The 13,068-nt window shown below is 40.3% G+C and carries 9 protein-coding genes; all 9 read right to left on the bottom strand.

What is annotated here, in order from left to right:
- Nucleotides 1-12: 12 nt before the first annotated feature.
- Nucleotides 13-1,506, bottom strand: a complete 1,494-nt coding sequence (gene glpK, locus ACIQXI_RS11240) for a glycerol kinase GlpK (protein ID WP_402924619.1) — start codon at nucleotides 1,504-1,506, stop codon at nucleotides 13-15.
- A gap of 86 nt (nucleotides 1,507-1,592) precedes the next feature.
- Entirely contained in the window at nucleotides 1,593-3,503 is a 1,911-nt protein-coding gene (gene mutL, locus ACIQXI_RS11245) for a DNA mismatch repair endonuclease MutL (RefSeq protein ID WP_402924622.1), read from the bottom strand.
- Between the two features lie 14 nt (nucleotides 3,504-3,517).
- On the bottom strand, nucleotides 3,518-6,085 hold the full coding sequence (mutS, locus tag ACIQXI_RS11250) for a DNA mismatch repair protein MutS (protein ID WP_402924625.1): 2,568 nt from the start codon (nucleotides 6,083-6,085) through the stop codon (nucleotides 3,518-3,520).
- A 342-nt stretch (nucleotides 6,086-6,427) separates the two neighbouring features.
- Entirely contained in the window at nucleotides 6,428-7,096 is a 669-nt protein-coding gene (gene cotE, locus ACIQXI_RS11255) for an outer spore coat protein CotE (RefSeq protein WP_402924628.1), read from the bottom strand.
- Between the two features lie 147 nt (nucleotides 7,097-7,243).
- Entirely contained in the window at nucleotides 7,244-7,681 is a 438-nt protein-coding gene (locus ACIQXI_RS11260; RefSeq protein ID WP_402924630.1) for a YlbF/YmcA family competence regulator, read from the bottom strand.
- The gene (miaB, locus tag ACIQXI_RS11265; RefSeq protein WP_402924633.1) at nucleotides 7,682-9,226 is read right to left on the bottom strand and encodes a tRNA (N6-isopentenyl adenosine(37)-C2)-methylthiotransferase MiaB; all 1,545 of its coding nucleotides are present in this window, start codon (nucleotides 9,224-9,226) and stop codon (nucleotides 7,682-7,684) included.
- Nucleotides 9,227-9,577: 351 nt separating this feature from the next.
- Nucleotides 9,578-9,952 carry a 2-oxoglutarate ferredoxin oxidoreductase subunit beta gene (locus ACIQXI_RS11270; protein WP_402924634.1) on the bottom strand — a complete coding sequence of 125 codons (375 nt, stop codon included), beginning with the start codon at nucleotides 9,950-9,952 and terminating at the stop codon, nucleotides 9,578-9,580.
- Between the two features lie 424 nt (nucleotides 9,953-10,376).
- Nucleotides 10,377-11,243, bottom strand: coding sequence for a 2-oxoacid:ferredoxin oxidoreductase subunit beta (locus ACIQXI_RS11275; protein WP_069510033.1), 867 nt, complete (start codon nucleotides 11,241-11,243; stop codon nucleotides 10,377-10,379).
- Nucleotides 11,243-12,982, bottom strand: a complete 1,740-nt coding sequence (locus tag ACIQXI_RS11280; protein ID WP_402924636.1) for a 2-oxoacid:acceptor oxidoreductase subunit alpha — start codon at nucleotides 12,980-12,982, stop codon at nucleotides 11,243-11,245. Before ACIQXI_RS11280 ends, ACIQXI_RS11275 begins: the two co-directional genes overlap by 1 nt.
- Nucleotides 12,983-13,068: the final 86 nt, after the last annotated feature.

Here is a 13,068-nt window from a genome sequence, read left to right on the forward strand (position 1 = left end):
CTCCCCCATTAGCTATGATTTGAATAAACGTGTTGCCGCAACAGCTCGCTGCCAGCCTGCATATAGATTTGCACTTTGCTCTATCGTCATTTTCGGTTGATAGCTTTGGCCATTTACCCTTAGTGCCGTTAAGGCCTCTTGGTTTGGCCAAAAGTTTGTTGCTAGTCCCGCTAAATAGGCTGCCCCGAGTGCGGTCGATTCATTTAACTTTGCAAGCTCGACCTGTAGCTGCAACATATCACTTTGGAACTGCATTAATAGAGCATTACTTACTGCTCCACCGTCTACCCGCAATACTTCAATTGGTGTGCCAGCCGCTTCTTCCATCGCATCCAGTACATCCTTCGTCTGATAAGCTAACGACTCAAGTGTTGCGCGGATAAAATGTTCTTTCGAAGTGCCTCGTGTTAAACCAAAAATTGCTCCACGTGCGTCGGTATCCCAGTACGGTGTTCCTAAACCTACAAATGCAGGTACAACATAAACACCATCTGTATCGGCTACCTTTGACGCATACCTTTCAGATTCTTGTGCCGTACGTATCATGCGAAGTCCATCACGTAACCACTGTATGGCTGAACCTGCTACAAAAACACTGCCCTCTAGCGCATATGTTACTGTGCCGTTAATGCCCCAGGCAATAGTAGTTAGCAAGCCATTTTCACTATTTACTGCTTGCTCTCCCGTATTTAACAACATGAAACAACCAGTGCCGTACGTATTTTTCGCCATGCCTTTCGTAAAGCATGTTTGCCCGAAAAGTGCTGCTTGTTGATCACCAGCAATACCGGCAATCGGAATTTCTTCACCGAAAAATATACTTGGAGATGTAGTCGTATATATCTCTGAGGAATTTCTTACTTCTGGTAACATTGACATCGGAATTTGAAATAGATCGCAAAGTTCTGCGTCCCATTTTAGCTCATGTATATTATAAAGTAATGTCCGCGCTGCATTTGAATAATCGGTAATATGCGCCTGTCCTTTTGATAATCGCCAAACAATCCAAGAATCAATTGTACCGAATAGCAAATCACCATTTTCCGCCTTATGACGTGCGCCTTCGACATTGTCTAAAATCCATTTAATTTTTGATGCTGAGAAATAGGAATCTAGACGCAATCCTGTTTTTTGTTGCACTAATTTTTCATGTCCTTGTTCCTTCAATGCCGACACAATATCCTGTGTTTGCCTTGATTGCCAAACTATCGCATTGTAAATGGGCTGACCCGTATGCTTATCCCACACGACTGTCGTTTCCCGCTGATTGGTAATGCCGATTGCATGGACTTCGCTTGCTTCAAAACTACTTTCTGTTAACACGGCTGCAATAACCGCGAGCACAGAGCCCCAAATCTCATTGGCGTTATGCTCAACCCAGCCGGCTTGCGGAAAATATTGTTGAAATTCCTTTTGCGCAACATGGACAATTTCACCTTGCTGATCGAATAAAATCGCTCTTGAACTTGTCGTCCCTTGATCGATTGCTAAAATAAATTGACCCATTCATTCTCCCCCTTAGGTTTTCGCACCACAATCGATTTTGCTGTAGGCTTCTTATATTTCGTTGTGACCGTGGTACTCATTCATTATCACATTACCCGTTTAAACATTTTTTCCACTTCATAGGTTGTAAAATGAATTAATACTGGACGTCCATGTGGACAGGTAAATGGATTGTCTGCTTCGCGTAAATCATCTAACAACGCAACCATTTGTTCTTTCGTTAAATAATGATTGGCCTTAATAGACTTTTTACAGCTCATCATAATGGCCGCCGCCTCACGCATTTTTTTAACATCGGCTGTTTTGGTCGTCAATACTTGCTCGATTAAATCCTCGATAATGTCCTGCTCCTCACCATTTGGAAACCAGCTAGGATGCTCTCGAATAACAAAAGATGACTGTCCGAAATCTTCTAAATATACGCCAACCGCCTCAAGCTGCTGTCTATTTTCTCGCAGTATGAGTGCCTCGTCTGCTGCATAATGGAAGGTCAACGGAAGCAACAATGCCTGCCGTTCATTCGGATTAACTTGACCAACTTTTTCACGGAAAAATTCGTATTTAATGCGCTCCTGTGCTGCATGTTGGTCGATTAAATAAAAGCCATCCTCCATTTGCGCGACTATATAGGTCCCATGTATTTGCCCTACAACTTCAAGTGCTGGAAATGGCTCTTTTTTTGTCTCCTCATCTTCTAGGGTAGGCTGATTTAATGGCGACTCCTCCTGAAGGATCTCCGGCTGCTCTAGTGGTAACTGATCTTCTATATGATTTGTAGCCTTTGGTTGAGTTGGTTGAGAAGGTTGCCAGCTGTCTTCTGTATAAGTAGCTGTATATGCTGGTTGCTCAGTCGGTAAAATGCTAGATGATTCCTGAACAGTTTGCGTATCATATAACTTTTCAACAATGGCGTTCATTTTTTCTACATCAAGCTTCGGTGCAGGCTTCCATATATTTAGCTGTTCCGTTGCGGATTTTGGGATTTTTTCCTTCTTCTCCATCAGCGGTACACGTACAACATCACGAATTTTGCCTCGAATCGTTTCTTCAATTAATTTTAGTAACTCTGGTTCTTTACTTAAACGAATTTGGTGTTTGGCAGGATGCACATTTACATCAGTTAAATACGGATCACCTTCGATAAAGAGCGCTACAATTGGAAAGCGTTCAATCGGTAAATACGTATGATAGGCGTCGATAATAGCCTTTTGCACCAAATAATGTTTGACCCAACGTCCATTAACAAATAAAGACATATAATTTTTAGAAGCACGTGTCACTTCTGGTAAAGACACAAAGCCAGATACTTTGTAGTCATGTGATTCCCCTTGAAATGCCACCATTTTTTTCGCATTATGCATGCCATATATTGCAGCAAGCACTTGTTGCACATCGCCTCGTCCATTCGTCTGTAATAACTGCTGACCGTTATGTAACAATCGGAAGGCAATTTGTGGATTACCGAGCGCTAAACGATTCATTAGATCGATTGTATGACCAAGCTCGGTTTGAATTGTTTTCATATATTTTAAACGAGCAGGTGTATTGAAAAATAACTGTGCCACTGTGATATCCGTGCCTTTACGCAATGGCCCAGGTTTTTGCATTGTCACATGACCACCTTCTAGCTCGACATGTGTCCCTGATTCGCCAGTGGATGTAATCATTGTCATTTTGGAAACGGATGCGATGGAGGCTAATGCCTCACCACGAAATCCTAACGTCCGAATTCGAAATAAATCATGTTCTTGATGAATTTTACTTGTTGCATGGCGGGAAAAGGAAATTAATGCGTCTTCCTCATCCATGCCACTACCGTTATCAATCACTTGGATTGAAGTGAGCCCTGCCTCAAGTAAAAAGACATCTATAGACGTACTGCCAGCATCGATGGCATTCTCAACTAATTCTTTGACAACAGATGCCGGTCGTTCTACTACTTCCCCCGCTGCAATTCTATTGGATAGCCACGCGTCCATAATTTGAATTTTTCCCATGACGCATCACTCCTTTATTTTTTAGCGTTGATTAATTGCTGTTGTAATTCATATAAAATATTCATGGCCTGCATCGGTGATGTGCCAAGGATATTGACCTTCTCTAAGTTTTTCAAAACATCTTCTTCAGCTGAAGATAGCGGTGCTTGTTCTGTAAATAATGACATTTGTACAGGTTGCTCCTCTACTTTTTGTGACGCTGGTTGTTTTTTACCGGCTTCAAAATTTTCAAGCAAAATACGTGCTCTCTCTAAAATTTCCTCAGGTAATTGCGCTAGCTGTGCCACATGAATACCGTATGATTTATCAGCCGCTCCTTTTTTTACCTTGTGTAAAAAGACCACTGCCCCGTTCTTTTCAGTGGCAGATACATGGACATTTTGTAAGCGAGGTAATTCTTTCTCTAAGGCAGTCAATTCATGATAATGCGTGGAGAACAGTGTATTGGCACCTATTTTGTCATGAATATATTCCATCATCGATTGCGCTAGACTCATACCATCATAGGTGGACGTCCCACGACCAATTTCATCAAACAGCATTAAGCTATTTTTTGTAGCATGCATAATGGCATGCTGGGATTCTAGCATTTCTACCATAAATGTTGATTGTCCCGCTGCTAAATCATCAGCAGCCCCAATACGTGTGAAAATCTGATCTGTAATGGGCAATCTCGCCTTTTCCGCAGGTACATAGCAACCCATTTGCGCCATCACTACGATTAGCGCAACTTGGCGCATATACGTACTTTTACCGGACATATTCGGCCCTGTAATAAGCATCATATTGTGATTTTCTTCAAGCACACAATCATTTGGGACATACATTTGTTTATTGAGCATTTTCTCGACAACAGGATGACGTCCTTCCATAATTTCTAGTGCACGACCCGCATGAAATTCCGGTTTTGTAAAACGATATTTTTCTGAGACGCTTGCAAAGCTCAGCAAGACATCTAATTCACTAATACTTGCGGCTAATGCTTGGACACGTGGGATGTAAGATTTTAATTGCTCACGAATTTCCACGAATAGGTTGTATTCTAATGCTAAACTTTCTTCCTCAGCATTTAAAATAAGTGCCTCTTTTTCTTTTAATTCTTGCGTAATGTAACGCTCTGCATTTGCAAGTGTTTGCTTCCGTTCATAACGCGTTAAATCTGCTAAATGAATATTAGATTTTGTAATTTCGATATAATAACCAAATACACGGTTATAGCCGATTTTCAAGTTTTTAATGCCTGTTTTCGTACGTTCTGCTTGTTCTAACTGGGCAATCCAGTCCTTACCATTGCGGGATGCATAGCGCAGTTCGTCTAAGCGTTCATTATAGCCATCCCGAATGACATCGCCTTCTTTAATGGTGATTGGCGGGTTATCTGTAATCGCACGTGCCAATAAAGCCTCCACATCTGCACATGTATCGAGTGTTGCACCTAGCTTTTGCAATGTTTCTTTAGGGGCTCCTACTAGCTGTTGTTGAATAACTGGCACTTGACGTAACGACTCACGAAGCTGTGCTAAATCGCGCCCGCCTACATTGCCGAATGCGACCCGACCAGCTAAACGTTCTAAATCATATACTTGCTTTAAAGAACTTTGTAATTCTGATCTAACAAAATATTCTTCTAACAAATCGCTCACCATTTCGAGTCTTGCTTCAATCGCTGAACGTGAGGCTAACGGTTGATGGAGCCATTGTTTAAGCTTTCGTCCGCCCATTGCTGTAACAGTGTCATCTAAAAGCCATAAGAGCGTGCCCTTTTGATCGCCGCCACGAATGGACTGAATAAGCTCTAAGTTGCGCTTCGAGCTAGAATCAATACGCAAATAGTTTTTCATTTCATTAAAGGTAAATGCTTGAATATGCGAAAGTGAACGCATTTGTGTCTTATCAATATAATGAAGTAAACGAAGGCATGCTTCCTGTATCGTCGTTGGTACTGCATCTAAATAGTTCGCAGCTTTGTCCATCGCCATTTCATCTTCTTCAACGGAAAGAACGATTCCAACATTTACAGCATGTTCTGCTAATAGAAGCTGTAAGCTCTCCGTTACGATTAATTCACGAATACCATATGCTTGCATTTGCATTAGCAGTGCCTTGCCATCACCTTCTATGGATGATGCAATGGCTTCACCTGTCGATAGATCCAAGTAGGCATAACCAAATGTAGTAGCATCCAACTGTTGGGCAGCGCCTATAAAATGATTAGTTTTCCCATCAAGCGCTTTCCCTTCCATAATGGTACCTGGTGTAATCAGTTGCACTACCTCACGTTTGACTACGCCTTTTGCTTGCTTTGGATCTTCCGTTTGTTCACAAATTGCGACCTTATAGCCTTTTTGCACAAGTGTTTCAATATAATTTTTAGCCGAGTGATGCGGTACGCCACACATCGGAATACGCTCCTTAGCACCTGCATCTCGGCTTGTTAATGTGATTTCTAAAATTTGCGATGCATTAATGGCATCTTCAAAAAACATTTCGTAAAAGTCACCTAATCTAAAAAATAAAAAGGCATCTTGATAATCTTCTTTTACTTGCAAATATTGTTGCATCATTGGTGTGTATGTTGTCATTTAATAAATTCCCTCGCTCTTGCCTTTAAAGCATCTTTGCTTCTTGTTTATTTTAAAATAAATCTGCTTCCTAGCAGTTTTACAATAACTACGCCCTATCGCTTAAATGCGTGCTAAACGCCTGCACTAGGAGGTAGTATTTATTGCGGGCTTGCTCTTTGTTACTGAACATTTATACATTCCTAAAACAAAATTTTCACCCACAACTACTTTTTTCCACATAAGTGGACGTCATCCCTGATCGTTAGTTTTATTATAACAAAAGATACATGCGAAACGCTTATTTCACCTTTGTAAAGATGCTAGCATTTCGCATGTATCCAAAAAATATCTTCTTGTGTTCTATCTTGGGCGCTCATCAGGAAACGATGACGACTCTAAAACAAATCTCCCATCACTGCTCGAGCTAGACGAACTTGAGCTAGAGCTGGAGCTTGAACTAGATGAGGAAGAAGATGAAGATGAGCTCTCATCACTAAAGTTCCATTCCTCTTCGAAATCTAGCGGATGTACACTTATGCAAATTGTCATTTCACCCATTACCTCAACAACTGTCTCACGCTCTACTACAATTTCAAATTTCGTGCCACATGGAGAAATTATCGCTTCCATGCAATTTGGTTCTTGAATCACACGCACTCGTACATCATCGCCAACTGTTACTTCGCCATCTCTAAAATGAAGCTTTACCTTATCTTTATAGTGAACCGTTTCCGAAAACACTGCTGTTTTCGAATGATTACTATAAGCATACCATACATTGACATCAAACTTTCCTGACACTTCTACAAATTTACCGACTTTCTTTGCTGAACAAGTATGGTTGATTACCCAGCAACCGAGAATGCTTGTCGGTTTATTTGTTGGACATAACGTTACACGTTCTTCTGTTCTCTTCTTCCCTTTGGCAACTACTGCTTTCGTCACGATTTGTCGTAAACGTTTCAGCGCAATTCCTCCTTCGACTCTTTTCACTCCATCATATGCAGGTAGCGCCCATTGGGTGAACATATTTCATAGAATCTAATGGACTTACTTTCTACAATTTTACCTTTATCAGCTTTCGTAAAGGCTCTAATTGCATGCAAACGCCCTCCTAAATTAGGCCATAAAAATAGCCCGAATGCTGTTATTCGGGCTGTTTCTTCTATTATTTGTTTATGAGCAGCTTCCAGGCTGTGAATTTTGTACATACGAACCTGTTTCACCACGTAATACATCGCCACCAGTTGAACGAACAATTTCATTTGTCACGTTATTGGCAATTGTGTTTGACACTAATTGTAATAAGTCATTAACATCACCCTGTGATTCTTTAAATTGCTGCACAACAGGAATCGCATTAATTTCTTCTTCAATTTTTGCGATCTTATCTTCAATCATTTTTAACGCTTTTTCTTTACCTAGGTGTTGGAAATTAACTGCTTGCTTTTGTAAGCTTTTTAAACTAGCTATACGTTCACGAACAAGTTGATTTTCATTAATTTGTGCTTCAGCTTTTTTAAAAAAATCTACTTCTGGTGTATTCGCAATCATATGCGCAATTTCATGGGATTTTTTAATTAAATCTTCTTTTGTATACAATACTTGAGTCATTTACGCTTCCACCTTTTCATTTTTTACTACTTCCACAAATTCTCCAGTTAATGAATAAGAAGTAGCCTCCGTTATTTTCACGTTCACTAACTGTCCAATCAACTCTGTTGGTGCTTTAAAATTCACAAGGCGATTTTTACGCGTATAGCCAGCCAGTACATCATCACGACGTTTACTTGTTCCTTCGACTAACACTTCTACGATTTCGCCTTTTAAGCCTTCAAGCGCTTTTCTTGAATACTCTTGTACCACGGCATTTAAACGATGTAAACGTTCTTTTTTCACATCTTCCGGTACATTATCAACCATCTTCGCAGCCGGCGTCCCTTCACGAGGAGAATAAATATATGTGAAGGCCATTTCAAAGCCTACTTCACGGTATAACGATAAAGTCTCTTCGAATTGCTCTTCCGTTTCGTTTGGATAGCCGACAATAATATCCGTTGTTAGCGTTACGCCAGGGATTGCCGCTTTAATTTTATCAACAAGGCTTAGGAAATGCTCACGACTATATTTACGCGCCATAATCTTCAACACTTCATTTGAGCCTGATTGTACCGGTAAATGAATATGTTCAACTAAGTTACCGCCTTTTGCTAGCACTTCAATTAAATATTCATCGAAATCTCGTGGGTGACTTGTTGTAAAGCGAATACGCGGAATATCAATTTTGCGCAGTTCATCCATTAAATCACCAAGTCGGTAGTCAATGTCCTCGAAGTCTTTGCCGTAAGCGTTGACATTTTGACCTAACAGCATGATTTCTTTATAGCCCGATGCTGCTAACTCACGCACTTCAGCAATAATTTCCTCTGGACGACGACTACGCTCCTTCCCTCGCGTATAGGGCACAATACAATACGTACAGAATTTATCACAGCCGTACATAATATTTACCCAAGCTTTAATGGAACCTAGTCGTTTTTTCGGCAAGTTTTCGATAACATCGCCCTCTTTTGACCAAACCTCTACCACCATTTCCTTCGACATGTAAGCTTCTTTTAAAATATTTGGTAATCGGTGAATATTGTGTGTACCAAAGACCATATCGACGTGTGGATACGTTTTTAAAATTTTATTGACTACGGATTCTTCTTGCGACATACAGCCACATACGCCAATCAGCATTTCTGGATTTTTGCGTTTATATTTTAGCAGGAAACCAAGCTCTCCAAATACCTTGTTTTCTGCATTTTCACGAATCGCACATGTATTTAGTAACACGACATCTGCTTCCTCGATAATGTCAGTTGATGTATAGCCAAGTTGCATAAAGATCCCAGCCATTACTTCTGTATCGTGCTCATTCATTTGACAGCCATATGTACGGATATAGAACGTCCGTCCCTCACCCATGCCAGCAAATTGTTCGGCAATTTGGAAGTCTTTATGGTATTTCACTTCTTCTTTGCCACGTTTTTTTGCATCTTTTAATGAAGGTGCTGTAAAAACCTTCTCAAAATATTTACTATAATCCTTTTCAGGCTTGTCTTCTTTTTTTGGTTGATTGACTTGTTGACTAGTTAATCGTTGTTCTTCATTCATTGCAGGTCAGGTAACTCCTTTCAAACGAAATCCGTGCATTCGAATTCCCATTTTACTATTATACTGAATGATTACTACTTCCTACAAGGTTTGTGTACTAAATGTCGCGGTTTCGACTTAAATACACTTGCTTATTATAAACATTCCGTTATTTTTGTTTCTCCATAGGTTGAAGAATAACAAATCATTGGCCGCACATTCTTTTTTTAAATATGGATAAATTACTATCGGATTTTAGTCTTAGAGGATTGAGCGATAAAAGGGGGCTTTTGAAGTTGAAAATAAGGAGAATCCAGTACTGTATGCGCACGTTTGGCTCATTTTCTCAGACGTGCACACACCCTAGATAAATTAAGATAATCCTAGAAAATCGGCATATGTATGCGGTTCATTTTCTTTTAAAATTGTTAAAAATGTAAAAGCAAGCTGCACAACTGACCACCACTTCATGTTATAGGCCATTTCAAAACGGATAGGTTCTAAAGTAAATACGTCCTGAAAGATATGAAGGGGCTCAATTTGTTCATCTTTTAATATGGATAAAAACCCTAAAAACAACGTATGATCCTTCACTTCAATTACTTTCCCATCAACGAGTGCATCAATATTTTCTGGCTGATGAAATTTACAATGAGTCGCAACATACCGTTCTAAGTCTCGGGCACGTTGCTGTTCTTCTCGTTCCTTTTTTTTCGCAATAAAATCAATGATATTATTCACGAACATCGCCTCTTTTTTTCTTTTATTGTATCATTTTTTCCTTTAATTTTACCCGCGGACGCCCCCTACTAATCATCGAATTCATTTTCATAATGAAAATGTAATTAAATTGTTTGAGTGCCTGGCACCTTGTATAGCTGCCTTGCATCATTTCGGCTCCTAAATCGTAAAAATCCACTTCGCGTTCCGCGGGCACATCGTAAGCCGCAACCGTCGCTATCCGCGTCGTCTGTTGCGTCTTACGTTCTGTGCTGTTCCCGCAGGAGTCTGCGTGGATTTTTACTTGGTAATTCATAAATTGCATGGAAATGTACTAGTGCCTGGCACCCTCATCATTGAATACATAGCAAAAGGCACCAAGATAAACATCTTGATGCCTTTTGTGACATTCAAAACCACATAGTTGAAGTTGTAGTTTTGAATAATCTATTTACATAAACTCCTGCACAAGTGCATCGAATTCATTTTCGCTCATTTTAATGTCGATATCCGTTAATGGTAATTCAGCGTAACCAGGCACTTTTTCTTGATAAGAAGTTGTTTCTTTATCTTGATAAATAATACCTGTTACTAAGCCTTCATGCTCCATCACTGTGCGCATGGCCATGCCACGGTCAGCATTATCGTAGCCTTCAATATCAGCAAGCTTTGTTAAGTTTTCTTTAAACCAATCGTAGGTATTCACTTTGTTATACGTAACACATGGTGAAAATACGTTGATGAAAGAAAAACCTTTATGGTTAATGCCCGCTTCAATTAAAGCTGTTAATTCTTTAATATCCGTTGAGAAACCTTGTGCCACAAACGTTGCACCGCTTGTTAAAGCTACTTCCAATGGTTTTAACGACGGCTCAATTGCACCACCTGGCGTTGATTTTGTAATAAATCCAGCAGCCGAGCGTGGAGATGTTTGCCCTTTTGTTAAACCGTAAATTTGGTTATCCATAACAACATATGTGATGTCGATGTTACGACGGATAGCATGAATCGTATGCCCCATACCAATCGCAAAACCATCTCCGTCACCACCAGAGGCGATGACGTTTAAATCACGATTTGCCATTTTTAATCCTTGTGCAATTGGTAGTGCACGGCCATGAATACCGTGGAAACCATAGGAATTAATATAACCTGAAATACGACCTGAACAGCCGATCCCAGAAATAACGGCTAGTTCGTTTGGTTCGATGCCTACATTTGCTGCTGCACGTTGAATGGCAGCCTGTACAGAGAAGTCGCCACAACCTGGGCACCAGTTTGGTTTCACTGTATTACGAAAATCCTTGAATGTTGCCATTAGCGAGTCAACTCCTTCACTCTATCTTCTAATTCACCTGGTAAGAACGGCGTACCGTTGTATTTAGTAATCATCTCAATTTTATCGTGACCGCCAATATTCATTTTCATGATATTTGCTAATTGACCTGTATAGTTGTTTTCTACAACGATTACTTTTTTCGCTTTTGCCACAAGAGGTGCCATTTCAGCAGAAGGGAATGGATGAATTAAGCGAATATGCGCGTGGTTCACCTTCAAGCCTTGTGCGTTTAAACGCTCTTGTACTTCTTCGATTGCTCCACGTGTTGAGTTAAAGCCTACTAATAAAACATCCGCTTCTTCATGAGGAGCATTTTTGTAAACCGGTGTATCGAACTTCAATGCATCTAATTTACGGAAGCGTTTGTCCATTTGTGTACGACGATTGCCAGTTGCTTCAGATGGCTTCCCAGTTTCATCATGCTCAACACCTGTTACGTGGTGGATACCATTTAAATGACCTGGTAATACACGTGGTGATATACCGTCTTCTGTATCTTCATAACGTTTGAAGTAAGCTTTATCTGCTGATGCTTCAATTTCCTCAGTAACAATTTTGCCACGACGAATTTCAATTTTTTTGTAATCAAATGGTTCAACCGTTTGTTTACCAAGTGATAACTGTAAGTCCGTCATTAAAATAACAGGCAATTGTAATTCCTCTGCAATATTAAACGCTTGAATTGTGTCAAAGAACGCTTCTTCCATTGTTGAAGGTGCGATGACTACTTTTGGAATTTCACCATGCGTGCCATACAGCATCGCCATTAAATCCGATTGTTCTTGCTTCGTTGGTAAACCAGTAGATGGGCCGCCACGTTGTGTATCAATCACAACTAAAGGTTGCTCAGTCATACCAGAAAGACCGATGGCTTCCATCATCAATGAAAGACCAGGACCTGCTGACGCTGTAAACGAACGCACACCACCGAAGTTTGCACCAATCGCCATCGTCGCTGCAGCAATCTCATCTTCTGTTTGAATTACGGCACCACCGAATTTCGGTAATTTTTTAATTAAGTATTCCATAATTTCCGATGCCGGTGTAATTGGATATGCTGCCATAAAGCGTGTCCCTGCAGCTAGTGCACCAAGTGCTATTGCATCATTGCCGATCATAAACATACGACGTTTACCATCAGCTGGCGCTAATGCCCACTCACCGATACGGTCGCCTAATAGTTCATTCATCATTTCATGACCGCGTGCGATGGCTTCCATGTTTTTCTGAACAACTTCTTCACCTTTTTTGCCGAAGATGTCATCGACTACATTTTGGAACACAGCATCTTCTAAGTTTAAAAGTGAAGCGGTAGCTCCGATGGCCACCATGTTTTTCATTAACGTTGTACCAAGCTCTGCTGCTACCTCTGTGAATGGGACAGCAAATAATGGTGCTTTTGAATCTTCAGGCTTTACGGGTTCAAATTTTGCATCCGCTAAAATAATACCTTTTTCTGTTAGTTCTTTATAATTGACGTCGATTGTTTCTTGGTCGAACGCCACTAAAATATCTAAATCATCCGCAATAGAACGTACTTCTGTTGGACGAACTGTAATTTTATTATTAGTGTGGCCACCTTTTATACGAGAAGAGAAGTGACGATAACCGTATAGGAAATAACCTAGACGATTCATTGCCATCGAGAAAATCTCACCAGTACTCTCGATCCCTTCACCTTGTTGCCCACCGACTTTCCACGAAAGCTGATGTAACATCTCAACAACTCCTTAAAATCCAATGTATACTATTATTTTTTTCCTTCATAAGTTTAACACGAAGAAACGGTCTACACTATTGTTAT

Source organism: Lysinibacillus sp. NPDC097195, assembly GCF_044762075.1.
Taxonomy (GTDB): Bacteria; Bacillota; Bacilli; order Bacillales_A; family Planococcaceae; genus Lysinibacillus.